This window comes from Stenotrophomonas sp. P5_A8 (genome assembly GCF_056400545.1).
The window spans coordinates 1-22,890 of the sequence record NZ_JBFULB010000022.1; the positions used below are offsets into that span (position 1 = coordinate 1).

Below are 22,890 nucleotides of genomic sequence, written 5' to 3' on the forward strand. Positions count from 1 at the left end.
CATCCGGCCCTTTGCGGAGGGTCGGATGTGTCGCCCGCCAATGACATAATCGATCCCGCACCAGGCACGGTCGCCTGCTTCGATAGCGAGATCAGGGATGTCCAACGCTTCATTCCCCCAGCCCCTACCGGCTGACCTGCGTACCCGGCTGGAGGACGATCTGCGTTTCCAGCGCGATGCCGGTACCGCGCTGCTGCGCTTCGCCATCGGCGTGGCGCTGGTCATCACCGCATTCGCAGCCTGGTTGGGTATGCATACCAGCGGCACAGCACCGACGCTGATTCCCACGTTCGTGGCCGCCGCCATCGGGGTGATCGCGATCATCATCGCCGTCGTCCATCGGCGTCTGCGCATGGCATCGCTGCGTGACGTGCTGGCATCGGGCCAGGTCATCGTGGTGGAGGGACGCCTGGATGCGGCGCAGATCCTGCCCGCCTCTGGCGGTCAAGGCCGTGCCTATCTGGTCGATGGCCGATCCTGTTCTGTGGTGGAGGAGTCGCCGGGCAGCGAAGAGTTGCTGGGTTTTGTCGCTCACCAGATCGTCGGCCCCGTCGCTGGCACGCCCATTCGCCTGGTCTTCAACGCGGTCCGCCCTGGACACCTGCTGCAGGTGGAATATCCGACCCTGCACGCGCAGGCCGTCGAGGCCGCACCCATGGTCTCGCGTGACTGGAAGCGCGTGATGGCACGCCCGCGCGCGCTGTTGCAGGCCGCCGCATGGTGGGGCGGTGCGATGGTGCTCGCCTTGGTCGTGCTGGCTTTCCTGCCGGGCGTCAGCCGTGGTTTCAGCGCCTGGCTGGGCATCGGCCTGGTGGTGATGATGCTCTGGGTGCTGCTGCTGTGTCTGCCCGCGCTGCGGATGTGGGGACAGCGCAAGCTGGTGATGCGTGAGACGGTGGCCGGGCCGGTCCAGGAGGTAATGCAGGCGCGCACCCGGCGTGGCCGGCAGGGCGTGGAGAGCGCGCAGTTCGTGCGCGTGGGCGGTCGCTGGTACCGGCAGTCCACTCCGGTTTCGCAGCCGGAGGTCGTGCCGCCATCGCTCGGTAATGAACTGGCCTTCACCTACGCGACGCTGGGTTCCCGGCGAGTTGCGCTGCAGGCTTCAGTGTCGTCGCACTGATCGGAAGTCACTCGAGGCGAGGGCTGGGGCGAACGCGGTGAGGCGCGCTGGCGCGGCTCGTCAGGCTGGCACGGTGGATGCGCAGCAGCTTGCCACTCTGCCTGCCAGGCAGCCAGCACATCGCCCGCGCTGCCCTGCAGCTCGCAGCGCCTCCCTCAACGCGGCCCGCGATGCCGGATGCACGCCCACCCCATGCAACAGCAACGTACGCKCAAGTCCGCCGCAGGCGATGCGGGGAATCGCCAGTACGACAGGAGCGTTGGCGCGAGGGTACAGCGGGCGAAGGTCCATCCGAGCCGGCTCATTATGGCGTTGGTGCGGATTGCACTATGGGTAATGTCCGTCTCACAGACTGAGACCGTGCAGGCAATGTATGGGTCTGGTGAAGCGCTCAGACCTGTGCAGGCGATGTCATCGCCGCCGCCGCATTTTTCACAGGATAGGCCATCGCACTTGCCTAGGATCGGTCACTCCTTTCCCATCGCTCGAAGGATTCCCCATGGCTGCTTCCCACGTCCGTCTGCACGTTGAAGATACCGGCGGTACCGGCCGTCCGGTGGTGCTCATCCACGGCTGGCCGTTGTCGGCCGAGTCCTGGAAGGCGCAGATCCCGGTGCTGAAGGATGCCGGTTACCGCGTGGTGGCCTACGACCGTCGCGGCTTTGGGCGCTCGGACAAGCCGGCCGACGGCTACGAGTACGACACGCTGGCCGATGACCTGGCTGGGGTGCTCAACGACCTGGATCTGAAGGACGCCACCCTGGTCGGGTTCTCGATGGGCGGCGGCGAAGTGGCCCGTTACATCGCCCGCCATGGCGAGCAGCGGCTGCGCAGTGTGGTCTTCGCCTCGGCGGTGCCGCCGTACATGCTGCAGACCCCGGACAACCCCGAAGGCCCGCTCACCCAGGCCAAGGCCGATGAGATGCGCCAGGGCCTGGAGCGCGACCGCGACAGCTTCTTCGATGGCTTCACCAAGGACTTTTTCAGCGCCAAGGGCGTGCTGAAGGTCAGCGAGAAGCAGCGGCAGGAGGCTATCGACCTGTGCAAGCAGTCGGACCAGACCGCCGCGCTGGGCTGCATGAAGGCCTTCGGTACCACCGATTTCCGCGACGAGCTCAAGAAGGTAACGGTGCCCACGCTGGTGCTGCACGGTGACAGCGACGGCACGGTGCCGTATGAAGGGTCCGGCAAGCGCACCCACGCGGCCATTGCCGGTAGCGAGGCGGTGGTGCTCAAGGATGCGCCGCATGGCTGCAATGCCAGCCACCCGGAGCAGTTCAATGCGGCGCTGGTCGCCTTCCTGGCGAAGTGAAGCTGCGTTAGCATCCGGCCATGCGCCAGACCCGAACCCCACCGTGGAAGAAGCCCAACCCCAACGGCGGGAAATCCTCGCCGTTGTCGCCGGCGCAGAAAGACGCCGCGCGGCAACGCGCCGAGGAAAATGGCCGGGCCTATCCGAACCTGGTCGACAACATGTGGGCGAAGAAGCTGCCGCGCGGTGATTGAGGTCGGGTGGCCAACGCCCTTACCGCTTGACCGCCAGCACCCCATCCAGCGCCAGCTCCGCCTTGAAACCCGCTTTCTCCAACCGCTTGGCCACTTCCCGCGGCACATCGCGGCCGCTGGTGAGCTTGTTGGGTGCGCCGGTGTAATGGAACATGCGCCCGCCGTCGCGGATCACCCGCGCCAACTGGTCATAGAACACCTGCGAGTACAGTTCACCGGCGATGCCGAAACGCGGCGGATCGTGCAGGATGGCATCCACCGAGCGGGTCTCCAGCGCCTCGATCGCAAGCGAGACATCGCCCTGGGTCAGTGACAGCCGGCCCCCACTGCTGGCGGCGTCCGGGTCTGGCGACCACGGGTTGAGCGTGCGCAGCCACAGCACGTCCGGATTTTTTTCGAACGACTGGATGCGCGCTACGCCGCCTTCCAGGCAGCAGGCGGCGAAGTAGCCGAGCCCGCCGCAGGTATCGAGCACGGTCTTGCCCGATGGCGCGATCAACGCCACCTTGCGCCGCGCATCCTCGAACGGCGACACCTGCGCGCTTGGCAGCATCTTGATGCCATCGATCTCGAAGGTGGGGGCGTCCCAGTCGGTGGGCACCAGCTTGATCAGCGCCGAACCGAACCGGGACACCGCCAGGAATTCCTCCCCATCCCAGTAGTACAGGGTGCGGTCGCGGGTCTTGCCCGGGTAGTCGTAGCGCGCGCCCTTCCACAACCAGTGGTCCGCAGCCAGGGTGGCGGGACCGGTAGAGCGGCCAAGATCAAGCGAGCCGGTCCACTCGCCGGCGCCGGCATCACGGGCGCGGGTGAGGGCTTGGGCGAGCGGAAGGGTCAGCAGGGGACCGGTGTAATGGGGCACGGGAGTCGGGAACACCCCGCCGTGAGGCGGCCGGGTGACAGGGTAGTCAGGGGTGGGCATCGTACCTGACCACGCGGCAATGCCGCCTGACGGCGGTCGGCTGTCATCGGGCACCGCTATAGTGCGTTCTGGCGCCTTGCCGGTTCCTGGCCGTTTCCGCGGTCGGGGCAGGGCAGGCGGTTACATCGTTTTCCAGGAATGTGAGATGCACCGGACCATGGGAACTATCCGCCGCTGCGTCGGCGCGCTGCGCCGCCACCGGTCTGCAAGGATCGCGCTGCCCAGACTTGGCAGCCACCGGCGCAGCCTGCTGGTGATGGCGACCCTGCTGGCGCTGACCGCCTGCAACGGCTCGCATCCGCCGCCGCAGGGGACCGCGCTGCAGGATGTGCGTGGGATCGAGATCCGTTACACCTACTCCGGATGGGAGCGCGCCGAAGAAGTCCATCGGCTTCGCCCGGGCGAGGGCCGCCGTACCTTCGTGCGGCGCTCGCAGCTGGACATGGACGGCAACGGTCCGGTGACCACCGACAGCATCCCGGCCCAGCGCGTGGGGGAGCTGCTGTGGGCACTGTCGGCGCCTGCGTGGACGCGCGAGCGCGCCGTGGAGGAGGTGGCGCGCCGGGTGCGGCCGCGGGAAGTGTTGAGGTATGCAGCGACGTCGGCCTCGACCCGGGTGCCGGCCTGCACGACCAGTCAGATTCAAGACCAGATGCACCGCCTGCTGGGGGGCGCCCGGCTGCGCGAGGTACTGGAGGACTACTACACCGGTGGCATCTGGACCGACGATTCTCCGGTGATGCACGTGGTCATCGAGTATGGGAATGCACCGACACGGGTACTCAGTTCGCGCTCGCAGAAGCTGATGATGTTGCCGTGGACCGAGGGGGAACCGTCGGCCGATTCGGACGTCGCGCCACAGAACTGGTCGGTGCCGGTAAGCCAGGCGCTTCGACGGTTGCTGCCGGAGGCGTCGAAGGCTGCCGCGCGGTTGGATGCACGCGAGGATTTCGGCTTGAAGGGATACATTTCGTCCCAAGCCATGACGACCTGCGAGGCGCAGCACCGCTGAGCGGTGTGGTGGCACCCTGCGCGCGCTGTTCCGCTCTCCCGACGCGGTGGTGAGCCAACGCCGATGCAGCGGCGCGTAGCAGTCCGATACGCGCTTCAGGCGCGGACCGATCGTGGTCAGAGGCTGGCAATCGCAGACTGCGCCCATGCCCTACGATCACCGCCCCTGGCAGCCCGGCAACGCGTACTTTTTCAGTGCGCACCTGCGTGATCGGCAGAGCCGCCTGCTGATCGAGCAGGCCCAGGGTCTGCGCCTCGCGTTCCGGGTGGCGCAGCTGGCCCGTCCGTTCCGGATCAACGCGATCGTGGTGCTGCCCGACCACCTGCACGGGGTGTGGACGCTGCCGGAGGGTGACGACGACGGTCATCGGCGCTGGACCCAGATCCAGGCGATCTTCGATCGGCAGCTCCCGGGCATGCCCCCGCGCGCGGTGCTGCGCCGCGACCGCACGGCACGTCCGCTATGGCACAGCGGTTTCCGCGAGCACCGCATTCTGGATACGGAGGACTTCGACCGGCACGTGGCCTACGTGCACCAGAATCCGGTCAGGCACGGCCATGTGCGCGAGGCGACCGAGTGGCCGTACAGCTCCATCCATCGCATCGCCCGTGGGGACGGGCCGTGTTGAAGTACGGCCCCGCGCTGCCCGTCTGCGCGCGTCTGCGGGTGGGGTACTGCAGAGGATGGGTACTGGCGTTGCCGCGCGCGTGCGTCGCACGGCCGGCAGTGCGGGAGAAGGGCGATGGCGGCAGGCACGGGGAGTTGCCCGCCGGCGTTACTGCGTCACTTTCCGGTGGGTCATGGGCACCGGAAGGAACGCACAGCGTCCTCCCGCACTGCCGGAGTAGAGGCTAGTGCGACGTCGTCAATTGCACATCCGCGGCTCGCCGGCTGGACTCAGCCGCAGCGCACTTTGAACACTGGCCCGGCGCCGATCAGCACCAGTGCCATGTAGTCGCTGTCCTTGTCCTTGCCCTTGAGCGTGGCACCGGGATTGAAGTGGAAGATGCCGAACCCGCCGTTCGGGCGTACCAGCGCCTTGTCGATCTGATCGGCGTCATCCTTGAAGAAGCGGGCGATGTCCGCTCGCGAGGACACCTGCAGGACGGTATCGTCGCGTTGCCACTGTTCGTCGCGGTTGAACGACACGTAGTACTGGCCCTGCTGCTGCTCGATGCGGAACTCCGCCGGCTTGCGTGGGTGGGTGGCATAGCACCCCAGCATGGGATCGGAGGAGAACGTGCCGGCGCCGGAGTCGGCGTTGCGGCAGGCGCTGAGCAACAGGGGTGACAGCAGTAGCAGGCGGGTGACGACGTGCATGGCGGGTCCTCCTGGTAGCGGGTATTGCCGCATTGTGGCGTAGCGAGCGGGAGGGACCGTGCACGGCGGGCGATGGTGTACGGTTGGGTGAACCGGGGAGGCTGACATGCAGGACAACACACCATTGGATACCGCGCCGCCGCACGTTGTGTCGTCGCCACGGGCAACGATGGTGCAACGCTGGCCTTGGCTGGGCGTATGCAGCTTCCTTGGGCTCCCGTTGGGTGGCCTGGCCGGCTATCTCGTGCGGCTGGCGAGCGATAGCCCCACGGTCGGCGTGGGCACGAGCGGGGCGACGGCGATCGGCGTGCTGGGTGCTGCCGCCATCGGCCTGATCGCTACCGTCGGCTCGCGGGTTCGGCAGGAACGCTGGCCTTGGCTGGGTGTCGTCGGCGCCGTGCTCAGTGCCGCGCCGCTGGCGTTGTTCATCGTGGCGATGATGTTTCATCGGTGAGAGGGTAAGCGGTAGGTAAAGGATCACCCATTACCGTTTCCACCCGATGTACCTCCACCGTGATGTGCACCAGCTCCTCGTGGATGGACAAGGCTTCACGAAGCGTATCGGCCGTCACCTCGGTGTCGCTCACCACGCTGGCCACGACCGCGTACTTGCCGCGACCAACCTGCCACACGTGCAGGTCCGCAAGGCGTGCTGCCCACGGGCCTTGCTCGATCACCTCACGCACGTCGGCCACGACCGGGGCGTCCATCTGCGCATCCAGCAGCACCCGGCCGGTGTCGCGCAGCAGGCCCGCCGCCCACACGGTGACCAGTACCGCACCGACCAGGCCCATCACCGGGTCCAGCCACGCCGCGCCCCAGAACTTGCCACCCACCAGCGCAGCGATGGCGAGCACCGAGGTGGCTGCGTCCGCGATCACGTGCAGGTAAGCCGAGCGCAGGTTGAGGTCCTGCGCGGCGTGGGGGTGGCCGTGGGCTTCGTGAACATGATGCTGCTGGCCATGCTGATCAGCGTGGTCTGAGTCGTGATCCCGCGCACTGCCGTGACCGTGCGCATGTCCGTGACCGTGAGGGTGCCCATGATGATGATGCCCGTGATCGTGCCCGTGGCTGTCATGCAACCACCACGCGCACAGCAGGTTGACGCCCAATCCCACCACGGCGATGGCGATGGCCTGGTCGTAGTGGATGGCACTGGGCGAGAACAGCCGCTGCGCCGATTGCACCGCCATCAGCAACGCGACGCCCAGCAGCGCGACCGCGCTGGTGTAGCCACCGAGGATTTCGATCTTCCACGTGCCGAACGCAAAGCGGCCGTCATGCGCGTAGCGCCGGGCACAGGCATAGGCGAACACGGCCATTCCCAAGGCGAGCGCGTGCGAGCTCATGTGCCAGCCGTCGGCCAGCACCGCCATGGAGTTGAACCACCAGCCGCCGAGGATCTCCACCACCATCATCGCTGCGGTCAGCCACAGGGCGCGCCGGGTGTTGCGCTCGGCCAGCGGGTTGCCGTCGTCGAAACGGTGGCTGTGGCGGCGGGCGTCGGCGGCGGCGAGGAGGGACATGGGGCGGGCCCGATGGGAATATACCCCCATAGGGTATATTCTCCTGTCCCATGTCGCACGTCCAACACCAACGAAACGCGCTGCTGGCCCGGGTCCGGCGCATGGCCGGCCAGGTGGCCGCACTGGAAACCTCCCTGCAATCGACCGAGGCCGACTGCACCGATGTGCTGATGCAGGCTGCGGCGGTGCGGGGTGCCGCGCACGGCCTGCTGATGGCGCTGCTGGACGAGCATCTGCAGGCGCACGTGGTCAGCCCCAGCGATCCGGCCGAGCGCGCGGCCGAGGCGCAGGTGCTGGTGAAGCTATTGCGCGCCTACGGGAAGTAGGCGCAACGGTCGCCTGCGTGGCTACGGCAGGGTCTGTGGCCTGAGCCCCTCWGTGCCGGTGCCGACGCCAGGCATTCCACACGTGGGTGGCGGCAAGCAGCAGGCTGCCGGCGACGGTCATTGGCGTTTCGGTGTCGTGGCTGGGCCACTCGGCGGCGCCGGCCAGCAACAGCAGCAACCCCAACGCAGCGCTGGCCAGCGCCGCAGCAGGCAGGCGCTGCTGGCGGTGGGCGCGCCACAGGGCGAAGCCGGTCAGCGGCGCGGCGATGGCCACGAACAGCACGTGGACCCATTCGGCCTGGGCCCAGACGCCAAACAGCGGCAGGGCAGCGGCCAGCACCGGCAGGGCCAGGCAATGCAGCAGGCACAAGCTGGACAAGGCGATGGCACCGGCATCGAGCAGGGTGGAAGAACGTTTCATGTGGGTGGGGGACCAGATCTGCGAATGTTATATAGTAACATTTTAATCCCCGCCCGAACCTGTCCCGCCATGACCGCCATTGCTGCTCCTCTCGACACCCGCCTGCCGGTGACCGTGTTGTCCGGCTTCCTTGGCGCCGGCAAGACCACCCTGCTCAACCAACTGCTGCGCAACCGCGAGGGGCGCCGGGTGGCGGTGATCGTCAATGACATGAGCGAGATCAACATCGACGCACAGCTGGTGCGCGATGGCGGCGCCACGCTGAGCCGCACCGAGGAGACGCTGGTGGAGTTCAGCAATGGCTGCATCTGCTGCACGCTGCGCGACGATCTTCTGCAGGAGGTGAAGCGGCTGGCCGCCGAGGGGCGCTATGACTACCTGCTGATCGAGTCCACCGGGATCGCCGAGCCGATGCCGGTGGCGGCGACGTTCTCGGTACGCGACGCGGACGGGTTCTGCCTCAATGACATCGCACGCCTGGACACGATGGTGACGGTGGTGGACGGGGTGAATTTCCTGGATGACTTCAGTTCGACCGATCGGCTGGTCGATCGCGGGCAGCAGGCCGGACAAGACGATGCGCGTGGGGTGGTGAACCTGCTCGCCGAACAGATCGAGTTCGCCGATGTGATCGTGGTCAGCAAGTGCGATGTGGTCGACGATGACGCGCTGCAGTCGACGCTGGCGGTGCTGCGCGCGATGAATCGCGAGGCGCGGCTGGTACTTTCCGAGCAGGGCAACGTGCCGCTGCATGAGGTGCTGGACACGCGCCGCTTCGATTTCGTCAAGGCACAACTGGCCCCGGGCTGGATGCAGGCGCTGCGTGGCGTGCACACGCCGGAGACCGAGGAATACGGCATCAGCAGCTTCGTCTATCGGGCCCGGAGGCCGCTCCACCCGCAGCGGTTCGCGCGGTTGTTGGAACAGGGGCTGGGTGGGGTGATCCGCAGCAAGGGGTTCTTCTGGCTGGCCAACCGCATGGACCGGGTGGGCGAGCTGTCCAGCGTGGGCGCGGCCACGCGGACCGAGGCGGCCGGCTTCTGGTATGCCGCGCGCGAGCGGGTGGCGGCCGGGATGGAAGACAGCACACCGTTGCTGCCGCCGCCGCAGGTGCCATACACCGATGTCGGTTGGGTGCGTCAGCAGGCGTCCTGCTGGACCGCACCGATGCCGGGCATGGACGAAGTAGGTGATGCGGGTGAGTACCAGGCGATGCGGCGGATGTGGCACCCCTGGTGGGGCGATCGCCGCCAGGAGCTGGCGGTGATCGGGGTGGAAATGGATGAGCGCGCGCTGCGTGCGCAATTCGATGCCTGCCTGCTGACCGACGCGGAGATGCACGCCGGCCCGATGCTGTGGCAGCTGCTGCCCGATGCCTTCCCGGCGTGGTCGCGGGGATGAGGCGATGCAGCCATGCGTCGCCTAACACGCCGTGATCTCCCAACCTCCGTCGGCTGCGTCCAGGTGATGGGTCACGCCGACGGCCTGCAGGAGCGCCGCGTCGTGGGACACGATCATCAGCGTGCCCTTGTACTGGTTGAGCATCTGCTCCAATGCGGCCAGCGAGGGCAGATCGAGGTGGTTGCCCGGCTCATCCAGCAGCAGCAACTGCGGCGGCGTGCGCGCATACAGTACGGCGGCGAGTGCGGCTTTCAGGCGCTCGCCACCGCTGAGTGTGCACAGCGGGCGCAAGCTGCGCGTGGCATCCAGGCCCAGCAGGGCCAGCTGGGTGCGCAGGGTCGCTTCGCTGGCGTCGGGATGCGCGTCCTGCAGCAATGACAGGGCCGTGGCCTGCATTGGCAACCCGGAAAGCGACTGGTCGAGCAGCGCTACGCGGGCAGCCACCCTGCACTCGCCCGCCAGCGCCTCGATCTGCCCGGCAAGCAGCCGCARCAGCGTCGACTTGCCGCTCCCGTTAGGCCCACGCACGCCGATGCGCTGGCCGCGCTGCACGCACGCGGTAATGCGTTGCCATGGGGACGCCGCCCACGGCAACTGCACATCGATCAGTTCGGCGACACGCTGCGGACCGGGCTCGGGAAGCGTGGGTGCCAGCAACGCGATCTCCACCACGTCCTCCACCTGTGCGGCAGCCTCGCGCACGCGGGCGTCCATGTCGGCGCCGCGCTCCAACTGCCGGGCCTGCCAGCGCCCGGCGCTGTTCTCGCTGCGGCTCTTCATCCCGCCGAGCAGGATCGGCGCCTGGTTGGCGCTGCGTGCCTCGCGTTGCGCGCGCGACTGGCGATGCTCCTGGCGCTCGCGCTGTTGGCGAAGCTCGCCCTGCTGCTGGCGGCGTTCGCGCTTGCGCAGGGCGAGCAGGTCGTCGGCGGCGGTGCGTGCGTGTTGCTTCTGTTCGGCATACAGAGCGTAGTTGCCGCCGTAGCTGTGCAGCCCGCCTGGAGTGAGTTCGACGATGCGCTGCATGGCCTGCAGCACGGTGCGGTCGTGGCTGATCACGATCAGGCCACCGCGCCAGCCGGCGAGGGCATCGAGCAGGCGCGTGCGGTGGGCGCTGTCGAGGTGGTTGCTGGGCTCGTCCAGGATCAGGCCGTCCGCGTCGGACAGCAGCGCACCGGCCAGCGCCACCTGCATGGCCTGGCCGCCGCTGAGCGTGGCCGCCGGCCGATCCGGATCCAGTGCAGGCAGCCCGAGTTGCCGCCACTGCGCCTGCAGTTGCTCGCGGATGTTCCAGCGTTCGCCGACGCTGGCGAAGTCGGCCGGCGCGATGCTGCCCGCTTCGATCCGGGTCAGCGCCGCAAGCAACGGCGCGACGCCGGCCAGCTCGGCGATGCTGCCGGCAGGCGCGCCGCTGTGCTGGGTCAGCAGATGGACCTTGCCGGTGCGCTGGATCTGCCCGCTGGTGGGCGCGCGCTGCCCGGCCAACAGATTGGCGAGCACGCTTTTGCCGACACCGTTGCGCCCGACCAGGCCGGTCGGGGTGGTGTCGAGGTGCGTGCTGATATCGGAAAACAGGACCCGGCCGTCGGGCAGGGTATACGTCACGCGGTCGAGCGTGAGAGCGAATGCGGTCATGCGACCTCCATGGATGCCGTTGAATCCCTCACGCGCGCGGCGGGAAGGTCAGTGGCCGTCAGCAGACGGCGGGGCATCAATGGCGCATGCGGGCATACCTCATTACACAGGCGACTGGCTGTCGCGCGGCCAGTATAGAGTTGCGCGCCGCGCAGGCGATGAATATCCGCTGTTCAGCAGCTCACGCCGGTGAGCCGGGCACTGACGAAATCGATGAACACCCGTAGCTTCGGCAGCACGTGGCGGCCCGATGGCCACAGCAGGTGGAAGGTGCCGCAGGCGTGGATCTGGTCGGGCAACACACGCCGCAGTCGCCCGTCGGCCAGCGCGTCGCGCACCGAATGCTCGGGGATGTAGCCGATGCCGCGTCCGGCCAGGGCAAAGGCCAGCCTGGCCTCGATGGTGTTGGAGACCATCGCTACCGGCAGCTCCAGCGCGGGCGCACCGGGTTCACGCGGCAGCGGCCACGGTTCCAGTTTGCCGCTGGTGGGAAAGCGGTAGTGCAGGCAGTCGTGCTGCAGCAGGTCTGACGGCGTCTGCGGGACGCCGCGACGCGCCAGGTAATCCGGCGAGGCGACCAGGTAACGCGGGAAAACGCCGAGCCGCCGCGCGCTGAGCCGCGAGTCGGAGGGCTCGCCGACCCGCAGCACGGCGTCGAACCCCTCTTCGATCACATCGACCATGCGGTCGTCGAAATCCAGCTCCAGGCGGATGCCCGGGTAGGCGGCCATGAAATCGGACAGGATCGGCAGCGACAGGTCGCCGACCAGCGGCAGGCTCAATCGCAGCGTGCCGCAGGGAGCGGCCGCCTGCTGGGCCAGTTCGGTCCGGCCGGCGTCGAGTTCGTCGAGGATGCGCCGGCAGCGCAGCAGGAAGCGCTCGCCTTCGGCGGTGAGGGTCACGCTGCGCGTGCTGCGGTGGAACAGGCGCACGCCCAGCGCCTGCTCCAGGCGGGTGACGGTCTTGCCCGTGGCCGAGGCGGATACGCCGAGCAGGCGCCCGGTCTCGACGAAGCTGCGGGTGTCGGCCACGTGCACGAAGGTCTGCAGGTTGCCCAGGTTTTCCAGCGCGGACATGGCCGTACCAAGGGGGGGGGGGAAGACGCCACTCTAGCGGCACCGGGGGGCTCGGCGGCCCTGCCGGTGGGACGCAGTGGTGCATCGGGGCGCGCTGCGGCCGGATCCCTTGGTGGTACGGGGATTTCCATGATTGCGGAATGCTGCGTCCGGAATGTATGGAGCGCCGCCTGGGTGTTTGCCTGGGCAGTGAAGGCCGACGATGGCGCTCCCCTCCTGCTGGACCGTCCCCCATGTCCTCCGTCCTGGACCTCCCTGCCGTTGCCGTTGCCGATCCGCGCCTGGCGCCGGTCGATGCCGTGCTGTCTGCCGCCCACGCCCACCAACGGATCGTGGGCGCGGTGGTGCTGGTGCGCCAGCACGGCCAGCTCGTCCACGCCAGCGCCAGCGGTTGGGCCGATCGCGAGCAGCAACGGCCGATGTCGCGCGATGCGCTGTTCCGGTTGGCCTCGGTCAGCAAGCCGATGGTGACCGCTGCGGCGATGCGGCTGGTGGCGCAGGGCCTGCTGTCGCTGGACGCACCGATCACCGAGTGGCTGCCCGACTTCCGCCCGGCGCTGGCCGACGGCCGCCGCCCGGACATCACCCTGCGCCACCTGCTCAGCCACAGCGCCGGGTTGGGTTATCGCTTCCTGGATGCCGACGCCGACGGCCCGCATGCACGGGCGGGCGTCAGCGACGGCATGGATGACAGCCCGATCAGCCTGCGCRAAAACCTGCGGCGGATCGCACAGGTTCCGCTGCTGTTCGCGCCGGGTACGGCGTGGCGTTACTCGTTGGGCGTGGACGTGGCTGGCGCGCTGCTGGAGGCGGCCACCGGCGTGCCGCTGGCGCAGGTGGTGCGCGAGCAGGTGAGCCTGCCGTTGGGGATGCAGGACACCGGCTTCCATGCCGACAGCCCGGCGCGGTTGGCCACGCCTTATGTCACCGACACGCCGCAGCCGCACCGGCTGGCCGAAGGCGAGGTGGTGGCGCCGTTCGAGGGCACCGCCGGCATCTGTTACAGCCTGGCCCGTGCAAGCGATCCGGCGGCGTTCGCCTCGGCGGGCGGCGGCATGGTCGGGACGGCCGACGACGTCATGCGCCTGCTCGAAGCGCTGCGTGGGGAATCGCGCCGCGACTGGTTGCCGGCCACGGCCGTGGCGGCGATGGCGCGCGCGCAGGTGGGCGAACAGGGCCCGCCGGATGCGCCGGGCTGGGGCTTTGGACTCGGCTTTGCGGTGCTGGACGATGCCGGCTCGACGGCCACGCCGCAGGCACCCGGCAGCTGGCGCTGGGGTGGCGCATACGGACACAGCTGGTTCGTGGATCCGGCGCGCGGGCTGAGCGTGGTCGCCCTGACCAATACCCTGTACGAAGGCATGCACGGCGCGTTTGTCGATCACCTGCGCGATGCGGTGTACGCCGCGGTGGAGGCGTCGGCATGAGCGGCGCGGGCATGAGCGGGGACGCCGGCGCCGCGGCGCTGGCTGTGGAGCCGGCCGCGTCGGAGCGCCTGCCGCTGGCAGGATTGCTGGCCTTGGCCTGCGCGGGCTTTGTGACCATCCTGACCGAGGCATTGCCGGCCGGTCTGTTGTCGCCGATGAGCACCGACCTGGGCGTGAGCCGCGCGCTGGTCGGGCAGTTGGTGACCATCTATGCGATCGGCTCGCTGGTGGCGGCCTTGCCGATGACCGCGCTGACCCAGCGCCTGCCACGGCGGCCGTTGTTGCTGGCGGCGATCGGCGGCTTCGTGGTGGTCAACACGATCACCGCTTTCACCCAGCACTACGCGGTGATGCTGGTGGCGCGCTTCATCGCCGGGATCAGCGCGGGCCTGCTGTGGTCGCTGGTGGCCGGCTATGCCAGCCGCATGGTGGTGCCGCGCCTGCAGGGCCGCGCCATCGCGGTGGCGATGGTGGGCACGCCGTTGGCGCTGTCGCTGGGCATTCCCGCCGGTACGCTGCTCGGGCAGACCATTGGCTGGCGCTGGGCGTTCGGGTTGATGTCGCTGCTCAGCGTGGGCCTGCTGCTGTGGGCACGGCTGGCGTTGCCGGCGTTGTCGGCACCGGGCGCGGGCGCACGGCAGCGCCTGGGCGAGGTGTGGCGGCTGCCGGGAATGCGCGCGGCGCTGCTGACGATGTTCCTGTACATCCTGGCGCACAACGTGCTGTACACCTACATCGAGCCGTTCGCTGCGCTGGCCGGTGCGGCGCCGTGGCTGGACCGCCTGCTGCTGGTGTTCGGCGTAGCCGCGCTGCTGGGCATCTGGATCACCGGGATATGGGTGGACCGCTGGCTGCGCGTGCTGGTGATCGCCAGTACGGTGGCCTTCGTGCTGGCCGCAACGGCGTTCGCGCTGTGGCCGACCTCGTCGTCGGTGCTGGTGCTGGGCACGGTGGTGTGGGGCGTCGCCTTCGGTGGCGTGGCGACCCAGTTCCAGACCGCCGTGGCGCGGCGTGCCGGGGTTGCCGGTGATATCGCGCAGTCGTTCGTGGTGACCGGTTGGAACCTGGCCATCGCCATCGGGGGCGTGGTGGGCGGGGTGATGCTGGAAACCCTGGGCGAACGCTGGCTGCCGGCCGTGCTGTTGACGTTGCTGGCGATGACCCTGGCGGTGGTGCTGCGGCGACCGCGTGCGTGGGCCGCCGCCGAGCACTGAGGTGGACGCGCAGCCGGGCAAGGCCCGGCTCTACCGGCCTCGCGTTGAACAGTGGGGCGGGGATGGGGGCGTTATGCTGGTGTCGGGATCATAGGCTGGAGCATGGCGTGCGCCGTACCGTGTTGCGATGGATGGGAATGGGCGTGCTGGCCGTGGCCGGCGCGGTGCAGGCATCGCCGGCGCAACGCATCGCGCTGACCATCGACGACCTGCCCTGGCAGCGGCTGGATGAGCGTAACGACCCGGAACTGGCGCAGCGGTATGCGCAGCTGCTGGCCGCGCTGAGCGCAGCACGGGTGCCGGTGGTGGGCTTCGTCAACGAGATCAAGCTGGAGCAGGACGGAACGGTGCAGCCGACGCGCGTGCAGATGCTGCGCGACTGGCGCGATGCCGGGTTCGAGCTGGGCAACCACACCCGTGGCCATGTCGATCTGCATGCGATCGGGCTCGATGCCTACGAGCAGGACATCCTCGACGGCGAAAAGACCCTGCGCCCGTTGCTGGCAGAGCGCGGCCAGGCGCCACGGTGGTTCCGTCATCCGTACCTGCGCGCGGGCCAGACCCCGCAGCAGCGGGCGGCGCTGGCTGCGTTCCTGGACCAGCATGGCTATCGCATCGCGCCGGTCACGGTCGACAACAGCGAGTGGATCTGGGCGTTCGCCTACGACCACGTACGCGATACCGAAACCGATCCGGTGCTGCGCGACACGCGCCTGCGCCAGCTGCGGCGTGGCTATGTGCCCTACATGCTCAACAAGCTGGCCTATTACGAGGATCAGTCGCAGCGGTTGCTGGGTCGCCTGCCGGCACAGGTGTGGTTGATGCACGCCAATGCGTTGAATGCGGACAGCATCGGCGAGTTGATCGCAGCGACCAAGCGGCGTGGCTACACCTTCATCTCGCTGCAACAGGCGTTGGACGACCCGGCCTATGCGCACGCCGATGGCTACAACGGCGCCGGGGGGATCAGCTGGATCCACCGCTGGGCGATGGCCGACGGCAAGCCGCGCGGTTTTTATGCCGGCGAACCGAAGGTGCCGCGTTGGGTGCTGGAACTGGCAGGCATTGCCGACGAATGAGCCCGATGCACCGGACAGGGCTCAGTCCTCCACCACCGCGTTGGGGTTCTGCATGTCTTCGCGGGCCTTGCCGTACTGCTGCAGGCGCTGGTGATGGAAGGCGACGAACGCCTCCGGGGGCAACGGCCGTGAGAACAGCCAGCCCTGTCCGAACTCCACCTGGCGCGCCTGCAGGTAGGCCAGCTGCGCGGGGGTTTCGATGCCCTCGGCCACGGTGAACAGGCCCAGCGTCTTGGCCATGTCGATGATGTGCGAGGTGACCGGGCTGGTAGCGCTGTCGGTACCGATGGCGTCGATGAACGACTTGTCGATCTTCAGCGCATCCAGCGGCAATTGCTGCAGGTACTGCAGGCTGGAATAGCCCACCCCGAAATCATCGATGGCCACGCAATGCCCGGCGCGGCGGGCCAGCGCCAGGGTATTGCGCGCGCGCTGCACGTCGATGAAGCCACGCTCGGTGGCTTCCAGCCAGATCTGTTGCGGGTGGATGCCGGTGCCGGCCAGACGGGCCGACAGTACCTTGAGCGCCCGCCCGCTGCTGACATCGCCGGCGGACAGGTTGATGGCGATGTGCACGCTGCGGTCCTGGACCAGCAGCGCGCGCATGTCGGCGATCACCAGTTCGATGACCTGGTCGGTCAGCGCCTCGATCAGGCCGTGCTCTTCGGCCAGCGGGATGAACAGGTCCGGGCGCACCTGGCTGCCGTCCGGGCGCGACCAGCGCACCAACGCCTCGGCACCGACGCAGATGCCCGTGTCGAGTTCGATGATCGGCTGGTAGTGCATGAAAAACTCGCGCTTGCGCACGGCCGTGGCCAGCTCGGCCTTCATCGACAGCCGCCGCCGCGACAGCCAGACCACCAGCGCCACCGCCGCCAGCGCGCCCAGCACGCCCAGTGGAATGAATTGCCGGAACTGCCTGCGGAAGCTGGCCATCAGGTCGGTGCGCGGCGCGGTGGCGACGGCCAGCCATTCCTGGTCCTGCGCGGTGGCGTACAGGGTGTGGCTGTCCATCCCGCTGTGCGGGTCGCGCAGCAGGCGCTGCAGCAGTTGCTGGTCGAGGATGTCCTGCTGCGCCATCAGGCGCCCGTCCGGACTGGCCACGGCCAGGCGCACGTTGGGATCGGTGATGACATCCACGAAACGCGCCGGGTCCACCAGGAGGTCGTACCGGCCCAGATACACCGAAAGCAGGGCGGTGCCATCGCCGGCCACCGGACRCACCCCCAGGGTGATGCCGGCGCCATCGGCCGTGGTGTGGTCCGGGGTGGGCGTGGGCACCTGTTTGTCCATCATGCCCCACGAGGTACAGCGCAGCCGACCGTCCTCGAAGTAGCCGACCTGCTCGGCCGAGTGGGTGCTCAGCACCAGGCTGCGCATCAACTGCAGGTGGTCGGCCGAGCACGGCTCCAACGCGCTCTGGTTGAGGCGACGCAGGGCAACCAGCCCGGCTTCATAGGCGCGGTGCGCGCGCAGCAGCGTGCGTTCGGCGGTGAGCTGGAGGCGGTCCTGCTCGGCCTCGGTGGCCCGGGCCCAGGTGAAGTACGCCACGGTGGCGATCGGCACGAACGCGCCCAGCAGGGCGAACAACACAGTGGCGGCGATGATCCTGGCGCGGTTCAAGCAGACCTCGATGCCCGGTGGGGGATGGTGAACGGCGTCCGTGGCCGCAGCCCCGATGCGCGCTATATCACCACCTGCGAGCGGGGATTGGAACAGGGTTTGCCCGTGACGCCTGCCGGGACACTGCCAGTGTCGGGGTCAGGGGGTGCGTTGCAGGGTGAAGACGACAACCGATGGCGAGGCCGGACTGACGCGGCAGTAGCGCAACCGCCCGCGCTCTTCTATGTTCATGGCCTTCGCCCCGCCTGGCCTGAGCCCATGTCCGATCCTGCCGCCCCGCCCGAGCACCTCCGGCGCAGTCTGTCCAACCGCCACCTGCAGCTCATCGCCATCGGCGGGGCCATCGGTACCGGCCTGTTCATGGGCTCGGGCAAGACCATCAGCCTGGCCGGTCCGTCGATCATCCTGGTCTACCTGATCATCGGCGCGATGCTGTTCTTCGTGATGCGCGCGATGGGCGAACTGCTGCTGTCCAACCTGGAGTACAAGTCCTTCATCGACTTCTCCACCGACCTGCTGGGGCCGTGGGCCGGGTTCTTCTGCGGGTGGACCTACTGGTTCTGCTGGATCATCACCGCGATCGCCGATGTGATCGCAATCGCCGCCTACGCGCAGTTCTGGTTCCCCGACCTGGCGCCGTGGATACCGGCGCTGATGTGCGTGATCCTGCTGCTCAGCCTGAACCTGGTGACGGTCAAGCTGTTTGGCGAAATGGAATTCTGGTTCGCGCTGATCAAGATCATCGCGATCTGCGCGCTGATCATCACCGGCTTCGGGCTGGTGGCATGGGGCTTCACCGCGCCGTCGGGCCATCAGGCCACCTTCGCCAATCTGTGGAATGACGGCGGGATGTTCCCGATGGGCCTGGCCGGGTTCTTCGCCGGCTTCCAGATCGCGGTGTTCGCCTTCGTCGGTATCGAGCTGGTGGGGACGACCGCGGCCGAGACGGCCGATCCGGAGCGCAACCTGCCCAAGGCGATCAACTCGATCCCGATCCGCATCATCGTGTTCTATGTGCTGGCGCTGATCGCGATCATGGCCGTCACCCCCTGGCGCGAAGTGGTGCCGGGCAAGAGCCCGTTCGTGGAGCTGTTCGTGCTGGCCGGCATTCCCGCCGCCGCCAGCCTGATCAACTTCGTGGTGCTCACTTCGGCCACGTCCTCGGCCAACAGCGGCATCTTCTCCACCAGCCGGATGATGTACGGGCTGGCCGAGGAGCGTCACGCGCCGAGCTTCTTTGCGCGGTTGTCGAAGGCGGCGGTGCCGGCGCGCGGGTTGCTGTTTTCCTGCATCTGCCTGCTGCTGGGCGCGATGTTGATCTACCTGATCCCCAACCTGGTCACCGCGTTCACCCTGGTCACCACGCTGGCGGCGGTGTTGTTCATGTTCGTGTGGTCGCTGATCCTGTGTTCCTACATCGTCTACCGCCGCCGTCGCCCGCAGCTGCACGCGGCGTCGACCTTCAAGATGCCCGGCGGCGTGGCCATGTGCGTGGCGTGCCTGGTGTTCTTCGTGTTCGTGCTGGTGCTGTTGACCCTGCAGCCGGACACCCTCTACGCGCTGGCGATCAGCCCGTTGTGGTTCCTGCTGCTGGGCCTGGGCTACGCCGGCAAGCGGCTGATCGGCGGCCCGCGCTGAGCGTCGGCCGGGTCCGCCCTCCTGGCGGGCCCGGTATTCACCTTCGGTTCGCAGCCTGGGCCGGATGATCGCGCCGCACGACTGGCGTGCCCCGAACCGAGCCCATGAACCCGACCCTGCCTGCCGCGTTGGCCCTGTTGTCGTTGCTGCTGCCGTGGGAGGCGTCGGCGCGCACGGTGTACCGCTGTGTGCAGAACAACACGGTCAGCCTGGCCACCGCGCCCGAGCCCGGCTCCCAATGCACCGCGCAGCAGGTGGATGACAACGCGGTGCAGACGCCCAACCTGTGGGGCAACATGGGGGTCTTCAGCGGCACCCTGTACGAGCGCGAGCAGGACGGCGGGATGGTCTATTCCACGCGCAACCTGCCAGGTTCGCGGGTGTTCCTGAAATTCACCGTAGCCACGCCGCCGGGTGAGCCGGCGCATGAAGGGCTGGGCAAGGTCGGTACGCCGCAGCTCAACCGCCATGCCAAGCAGTTCAAGGCCGCGGCAAAGGCCACCGGCGTGGAAGACGCCTGGCTGCGGGCGATCGCCCATGCCGAGAGCGGCTTCGATGCGGGCGCGATATCGCCCAAGGGCGCGCAGGGGGTGATGCAGTTGATGCCCGATACGGCCACCGAGTTCGGCGTGGCCGATCCGCTCTCGGCCGAGCAGTCGATCAATGGCGGCGCGCGGTACATGAAGGCGCTGCTCAAGCGCTACAAGGGCGACCGTACGCTGGCGGCGGCCGCCTACAACGCCGGCATCGGCGCGGTGACCCGCTACAAGGGCGTGCCGCCGTATGCCGAGACCCTGGACTACGTGGACAAGGTGAGCACGCTGTACGTGCGCTACCGCGAGGCGATGGGGTTCAAGGTGGAGACGCCGGCAAAGTAGCGCCGGTCGCCGGCCCGATGCACGGGCCGGCGGCGGGGATCACCGCCAGACGCTGCGGCCGTAGATGGGCTGGGTCTCGATGCGGCCCACCGCGTCGACGGCGGCGCGCACGTCGCGGCGCTTGAACAACTGCGCCCAGCGTTTCTCGTTTTCCATATCGGCGGGCATCGGCGGCAGCATGCGGAAGTCCTGCAGCAGCTGCAGCAGGTCCTGGCGCTGCGCCTTGTCCTGCAGCGCGGCGACCAGCCACGCCGCCGCGTCATCCAGCCGGTTTTCGCCGATCAGTACCTCCAGGTACACGCTGCGGCCTTCGCCTTTGTTGGACTGCAGCCACTGCCGCGCCTGCGCCGAGCGCTCGCCGTCGCCGAGTGTGCGATAGGCATTGAAGCGTATCCACTGGCGCACATATTCGCCGTAGATCTCGCCTTCTTCCAGGCCGTCCAGGGTCTGCAGGGCACGCTCGGGCTGCTGCTTGCCCAGGTACCAGCTGGCCAGGTACAGCCGCATCAGCGGATTGAACGCCGGCGCCTGCTCATGCAGCGTGCTGGCGAGGACCAGTGTGGCCTCGGCCTGTGCATCGCGGCCGAGGCGATGCTCGGCGGTGGCGCGGTGCATCAGCATCCAGGCCGCGTAATCGGCGCCGCGGAAGGACGGGGACGCACCGGCGGCGGCCAACCGCGTGTACAGCGCCTCGGTGGTGCTCAGCACCTGTTCGTGCTCGCCCATCAGCAGCAGGGTATCGGTGAGCTCGGTGATGCGATCGCCGCGCTCGGGACGCAGCAGGCCTTCCACACGCAACGCATCGACGTGGCGGCGTGCGGACTGCAGCGGATCGAAGCGCGGATCGCGGCGGTTGATCACGGCGTCAAAGCGCTTGTCGCTGCGCAACGTCACCACGTCCATCGGCGTATCGATGCGCGCCACGGTGGCGGCAAGCGCCGCGTGCTCCCCGGCATCGGCCTGCAGGGTGGCGAGCGTCAGCCACAGCCCGCCGGGCTCCATGCCGTCGTCCTGCCATTGCCGGTCGAACAGCACCTGCAGCAGTGCACGGCGGACCTCGGGCTGGTCGTGCAGCTGTTCGTCCAGCGCGTAGGCCATCGCCGCATCGAAGTCGCCGAGGAACTGGTCCGAGGCGCGCAGCGAGCGGGTGATCAGGCTGGCGCCCTGGACCGGCTGCTGCTGCCAGAGCAGCAGGCGACCGAGCACATACAGGGCGCGCGGGTCGTCCGGTGCCTGCTTCAGCGCGGCATCCAGGTAGCGGCGTGCATCGCGCGCCTGGCGTGCGTTGAACGCAACACGTCCGGCGGTGATCCAGCCGTCCAGGCGCAGCGACTCGGGCAGCTGCGTGAAGCCGGGATCGGCAAACACGCGCTCAAAGCCCAGCAGCGCGCCGACGCTGTCGCCGTTCTCGGCCAGCGTGATGGTATCGGCCAACGTCTGTGCCAACGGCTGCGCCGTCTGATTCGCAGGCGTGGCAGCATCGATGGAGGCAGCCAGCGCCGGCGTGGCGAACAGGGCCAGCAGCAGGGGAACGGCGAGACGGTGTCGCAGGCCGGGCATGGGGCGTCCTTCCATGGAATGAGCATCGATTGAACCCGGAACCCGGCAAACGCACAAGCGCACGGGCTTTGCAGCAGCGCGGCCAACGTTTATGGTCGTGCCCTCGAACGGACAGGGAACGCAATGAAACGTTGGCACTGGATGATGGCGGCGGTGGCGGTGATCACCGCGGCAGGGCTGGCGTGGACGTTCCTCAAGGGACCGCTGCCGGCGGTGATCGCGCCCGGTCCGGTGCCGACGGTGCTCGGCTGGCAGGCGCGGATCGAAACACTGGCCGGCGATGGCGTGGACGGTTCGCGCGAGGGGGCCGGTGCGCAGGCACGGTTCTCCGATCCCTACGCGGTGGCACTGGACGCCAACGGGGTGGCCTACATCGCCGACGCCGGCGACAACAACCGCATCCGTCGTCTCTATCCGGATGGGCGCGTGGATACGCTGGCCGGCAACGGTGAGGGGTGGCGCGACGGTCCGGCGCTGCAGGCCCAGTTCAATACGCCGTCGGGCATCGCGCTGGACGCCGCTGGCAATGTCTATGTGGCCGACACCGGCAACAACCGCATCCGCCGGATCGGCATCGATGGCGCGGTGAGCACGGTGGCCGGCGACGGCCAGGCCGGCTTCGCCGATGGTGCCGCCGCGCAGGCGCGCTTCGACGGGCCGATGGGCGTGGCGGTGGGTATTGATGGCCGGGTGTTCGTGGCCGATACCTACAACGATCGCATCCGCGTGATAGAGACCGATGGCACGCTGGCCGGTGGCGAGCGCCCGGGCACCGTGGATGGCATCGGCGGCGACGCCGGGCTGGATACCCCGGTGGCGCTGGCACTGGATGCGCATGGCAATCTGCTGATCGCCGATCTGTACAACAATGCGATCCGTCGCCTGTCGCCGGATGGCACGCTGCGCACGCAGGTGGCCGACGGCGGCCTGGTGAACGGGCCGCTGTCGGTGGTGGTCACCCACGACGACGTGCTGTACGTGGGCGACACCGGCGGGCGGCTGGTGCAGGTGACGCCGCAGGGGCACCAGATCGCGTTGCTCGGTGCCGAAACGCAGCCGCGCCTCGCCCGTCCGGCCGGCATCGCGCTCGACGCCGATGGCCGCCTGCTGGTTGCCGACGCGGCCGCGTATCGGGTGCATCGGATCGGCGCGCTTGCCGCCGGTGCGGTCGCACCCCCGGCCTTGACCGGGCCGGCGGCGGATGCGCCC

The 22,890-nt window shown here is 68.5% G+C and carries 21 protein-coding genes and 1 pseudogene; 14 read left to right on the forward strand and 8 right to left on the reverse strand.

The window, feature by feature from the left end:
- Positions 1 to 97 precede the first annotated feature (97 nt).
- The 3 genes from AC1DQP_RS03090 to AC1DQP_RS03100 all read left to right on the forward strand — a co-directional run bounded on the left by AC1DQP_RS03090 (position 98) and on the right by AC1DQP_RS03100 (position 2,626).
- Complete coding sequence (locus tag AC1DQP_RS03090; RefSeq protein ID WP_478051081.1) at positions 98 to 1,120, forward strand: hypothetical protein; 1,023 nt, start codon at positions 98 to 100, stop codon at positions 1,118 to 1,120.
- A 499-nt stretch (positions 1,121 to 1,619) separates the two neighbouring features.
- Positions 1,620 to 2,432, forward strand: coding sequence for an alpha/beta fold hydrolase (locus tag AC1DQP_RS03095; RefSeq protein WP_457318284.1), 813 nt, complete (start codon positions 1,620 to 1,622; stop codon positions 2,430 to 2,432).
- 20 nt (positions 2,433 to 2,452) lie between these two features.
- On the forward strand, positions 2,453 to 2,626 hold the full coding sequence (locus tag AC1DQP_RS03100) for a hypothetical protein (protein ID WP_312239092.1): 174 nt from the start codon (positions 2,453 to 2,455) through the stop codon (positions 2,624 to 2,626).
- A gap of 19 nt (positions 2,627 to 2,645) precedes the next feature.
- Here AC1DQP_RS03100 and AC1DQP_RS03105 read toward each other — a convergent pair whose 3' ends face one another.
- A complete protein-coding gene (locus AC1DQP_RS03105; RefSeq protein WP_457318285.1) occupies positions 2,646 to 3,548 on the reverse strand; it encodes a class I SAM-dependent methyltransferase in 903 nt (300 codons plus the stop codon).
- A 157-nt stretch (positions 3,549 to 3,705) separates the two neighbouring features.
- Here AC1DQP_RS03105 and AC1DQP_RS03110 point away from each other — a divergent pair, with 157 nt between their 5' ends.
- Positions 3,706 to 4,560, forward strand: a complete 855-nt coding sequence (locus tag AC1DQP_RS03110) for a hypothetical protein (RefSeq protein ID WP_478051082.1) — start codon at positions 3,706 to 3,708, stop codon at positions 4,558 to 4,560.
- Between the two features lie 145 nt (positions 4,561 to 4,705).
- Positions 4,706 to 5,188: an REP-associated tyrosine transposase gene (locus tag AC1DQP_RS03115; protein WP_457318287.1), complete on the forward strand. Its 483-nt coding sequence runs from the start codon at positions 4,706 to 4,708 to the stop codon at positions 5,186 to 5,188.
- A 269-nt stretch (positions 5,189 to 5,457) separates the two neighbouring features.
- Here the strand turns inward: AC1DQP_RS03115 and AC1DQP_RS03120 are convergent, their stop codons facing one another.
- Entirely contained in the window at positions 5,458 to 5,880 is a 423-nt protein-coding gene (locus tag AC1DQP_RS03120; RefSeq protein WP_457318288.1) for a hypothetical protein, read from the reverse strand.
- A gap of 106 nt (positions 5,881 to 5,986) precedes the next feature.
- Between AC1DQP_RS03120 and AC1DQP_RS03125 the strand changes: the two genes are divergently transcribed.
- Positions 5,987 to 6,334 (forward strand): hypothetical protein, encoded by a 348-nt coding sequence (locus tag AC1DQP_RS03125; RefSeq protein WP_457318289.1) that lies wholly within the window; start codon positions 5,987 to 5,989, stop codon positions 6,332 to 6,334.
- On the opposite strand, the gene dmeF is transcribed toward AC1DQP_RS03125, so the two are convergent.
- Entirely contained in the window at positions 6,306 to 7,406 is a 1,101-nt protein-coding gene (gene dmeF / locus AC1DQP_RS03130; RefSeq protein WP_478051083.1) for a CDF family Co(II)/Ni(II) efflux transporter DmeF, read from the reverse strand. The genes AC1DQP_RS03125 and dmeF overlap by 29 nt on opposite strands.
- A 50-nt stretch (positions 7,407 to 7,456) precedes the next feature.
- Between dmeF and AC1DQP_RS03135 the strand changes: the two genes are divergently transcribed.
- Positions 7,457 to 7,732: a metal/formaldehyde-sensitive transcriptional repressor gene (locus tag AC1DQP_RS03135; protein ID WP_457318291.1), complete on the forward strand. Its 276-nt coding sequence runs from the start codon at positions 7,457 to 7,459 to the stop codon at positions 7,730 to 7,732.
- Between the two features lie 52 nt (positions 7,733 to 7,784).
- Here AC1DQP_RS03135 and AC1DQP_RS03140 read toward each other — a convergent pair.
- Positions 7,785 to 8,153 (reverse strand): annotated as a pseudogene (locus AC1DQP_RS03140) (MerC domain-containing protein); the annotation flags it as partial.
- Between the two features lie 69 nt (positions 8,154 to 8,222).
- Between AC1DQP_RS03140 and AC1DQP_RS03145 the strand changes: the two are divergent.
- The gene (locus AC1DQP_RS03145) at positions 8,223 to 9,554 is read left to right on the forward strand and encodes a GTP-binding protein (RefSeq protein ID WP_457318293.1); all 1,332 of its coding nucleotides are present in this window, start codon (positions 8,223 to 8,225) and stop codon (positions 9,552 to 9,554) included.
- Positions 9,555 to 9,575: 21 nt separating this feature from the next.
- Here AC1DQP_RS03145 and AC1DQP_RS03150 read toward each other — a convergent pair whose 3' ends face one another.
- Both AC1DQP_RS03150 and AC1DQP_RS03155 read right to left on the reverse strand, forming a co-directional pair.
- Positions 9,576 to 11,186 carry an ABC-F family ATP-binding cassette domain-containing protein gene (locus AC1DQP_RS03150; protein ID WP_457318294.1) on the reverse strand — a complete coding sequence of 537 codons (1,611 nt, stop codon included), beginning with the start codon at positions 11,184 to 11,186 and terminating at the stop codon, positions 9,576 to 9,578.
- A gap of 173 nt (positions 11,187 to 11,359) precedes the next feature.
- Positions 11,360 to 12,262, reverse strand: coding sequence for a LysR family transcriptional regulator (locus AC1DQP_RS03155; protein WP_457318295.1), 903 nt, complete (start codon positions 12,260 to 12,262; stop codon positions 11,360 to 11,362).
- Between the two features lie 233 nt (positions 12,263 to 12,495).
- Here AC1DQP_RS03155 and AC1DQP_RS03160 point away from each other — a divergent pair, with 233 nt between their 5' ends.
- The 3 genes from AC1DQP_RS03160 to AC1DQP_RS03170 all read left to right on the forward strand — a co-directional run bounded on the left by AC1DQP_RS03160 (position 12,496) and on the right by AC1DQP_RS03170 (position 15,982).
- Positions 12,496 to 13,689: a serine hydrolase domain-containing protein gene (locus AC1DQP_RS03160; RefSeq protein ID WP_478051084.1), complete on the forward strand. Its 1,194-nt coding sequence runs from the start codon at positions 12,496 to 12,498 to the stop codon at positions 13,687 to 13,689.
- Complete coding sequence (locus AC1DQP_RS03165; protein ID WP_457319201.1) at positions 13,686 to 14,903, forward strand: MFS transporter; 1,218 nt, start codon at positions 13,686 to 13,688, stop codon at positions 14,901 to 14,903. Before AC1DQP_RS03160 ends, AC1DQP_RS03165 begins: the two co-directional genes overlap by 4 nt.
- Before the next feature lie 107 nt (positions 14,904 to 15,010).
- On the forward strand, positions 15,011 to 15,982 hold the full coding sequence (locus AC1DQP_RS03170; RefSeq protein ID WP_457319202.1) for a polysaccharide deacetylase family protein: 972 nt from the start codon (positions 15,011 to 15,013) through the stop codon (positions 15,980 to 15,982).
- Positions 15,983 to 16,003: 21 nt separating this feature from the next.
- On the opposite strand, the gene AC1DQP_RS03175 is transcribed toward AC1DQP_RS03170, so the two are convergent.
- Complete coding sequence (locus AC1DQP_RS03175) at positions 16,004 to 17,605, reverse strand: EAL domain-containing protein (RefSeq protein WP_478051085.1); 1,602 nt, start codon at positions 17,603 to 17,605, stop codon at positions 16,004 to 16,006.
- A 258-nt stretch (positions 17,606 to 17,863) separates the two neighbouring features.
- Here AC1DQP_RS03175 and cycA point away from each other — a divergent pair, with 258 nt between their 5' ends.
- Both cycA and AC1DQP_RS03185 read left to right on the forward strand, forming a co-directional pair.
- Positions 17,864 to 19,243 (forward strand): D-serine/D-alanine/glycine transporter, encoded by a 1,380-nt coding sequence (gene cycA, locus AC1DQP_RS03180; RefSeq protein ID WP_256775116.1) that lies wholly within the window; start codon positions 17,864 to 17,866, stop codon positions 19,241 to 19,243.
- Between the two features lie 104 nt (positions 19,244 to 19,347).
- Positions 19,348 to 20,121, forward strand: coding sequence for a lytic transglycosylase domain-containing protein (locus tag AC1DQP_RS03185; RefSeq protein WP_457319204.1), 774 nt, complete (start codon positions 19,348 to 19,350; stop codon positions 20,119 to 20,121).
- A gap of 39 nt (positions 20,122 to 20,160) precedes the next feature.
- Here AC1DQP_RS03185 and AC1DQP_RS03190 read toward each other — a convergent pair whose 3' ends face one another.
- The gene (locus AC1DQP_RS03190; RefSeq protein WP_478051086.1) at positions 20,161 to 21,681 is read right to left on the reverse strand and encodes a tetratricopeptide repeat protein; all 1,521 of its coding nucleotides are present in this window, start codon (positions 21,679 to 21,681) and stop codon (positions 20,161 to 20,163) included.
- A gap of 123 nt (positions 21,682 to 21,804) precedes the next feature.
- Here AC1DQP_RS03190 and AC1DQP_RS03195 point away from each other — a divergent pair.
- Positions 21,805 to 22,890 (forward strand): NHL repeat-containing protein (locus tag AC1DQP_RS03195; protein ID WP_478051087.1); only part of this gene is annotated, 1,086 nt, incomplete at its 3' end.

Coding starts and splice junctions, on each gene's coding strand:
- AC1DQP_RS03090 (WP_478051081.1), top strand. CDS start 98: ATGTCCAACGCTTCATTCCCCCAGCCCCTACCGGCTGACCTGCGTACC.
- AC1DQP_RS03095 (WP_457318284.1), top strand. CDS start 1,620: ATGGCTGCTTCCCACGTCCGTCTGCACGTTGAAGATACCGGCGGTACC.
- AC1DQP_RS03100 (WP_312239092.1), top strand. CDS start 2,453: ATGCGCCAGACCCGAACCCCACCGTGGAAGAAGCCCAACCCCAACGGC.
- AC1DQP_RS03105 (WP_457318285.1), bottom strand. CDS start 3,548: ATGCCCACCCCTGACTACCCTGTCACCCGGCCGCCTCACGGCGGGGTG.
- AC1DQP_RS03110 (WP_478051082.1), top strand. CDS start 3,706: ATGGGAACTATCCGCCGCTGCGTCGGCGCGCTGCGCCGCCACCGGTCT.
- AC1DQP_RS03115 (WP_457318287.1), top strand. CDS start 4,706: ATGCCCTACGATCACCGCCCCTGGCAGCCCGGCAACGCGTACTTTTTC.
- AC1DQP_RS03120 (WP_457318288.1), bottom strand. CDS start 5,880: ATGCACGTCGTCACCCGCCTGCTACTGCTGTCACCCCTGTTGCTCAGC.
- AC1DQP_RS03125 (WP_457318289.1), top strand. CDS start 5,987: ATGCAGGACAACACACCATTGGATACCGCGCCGCCGCACGTTGTGTCG.
- dmeF (WP_478051083.1), bottom strand. CDS start 7,406: ATGTCCCTCCTCGCCGCCGCCGACGCCCGCCGCCACAGCCACCGTTTC.
- AC1DQP_RS03135 (WP_457318291.1), top strand. CDS start 7,457: ATGTCGCACGTCCAACACCAACGAAACGCGCTGCTGGCCCGGGTCCGG.
- AC1DQP_RS03145 (WP_457318293.1), top strand. CDS start 8,223: ATGACCGCCATTGCTGCTCCTCTCGACACCCGCCTGCCGGTGACCGTG.
- AC1DQP_RS03155 (WP_457318295.1), bottom strand. CDS start 12,262: ATGTCCGCGCTGGAAAACCTGGGCAACCTGCAGACCTTCGTGCACGTG.
- AC1DQP_RS03165 (WP_457319201.1), top strand. CDS start 13,686: ATGAGCGGCGCGGGCATGAGCGGGGACGCCGGCGCCGCGGCGCTGGCT.
- cycA (WP_256775116.1), top strand. CDS start 17,864: ATGTCCGATCCTGCCGCCCCGCCCGAGCACCTCCGGCGCAGTCTGTCC.
- AC1DQP_RS03185 (WP_457319204.1), top strand. CDS start 19,348: ATGAACCCGACCCTGCCTGCCGCGTTGGCCCTGTTGTCGTTGCTGCTG.
- AC1DQP_RS03190 (WP_478051086.1), bottom strand. CDS start 21,681: ATGCCCGGCCTGCGACACCGTCTCGCCGTTCCCCTGCTGCTGGCCCTG.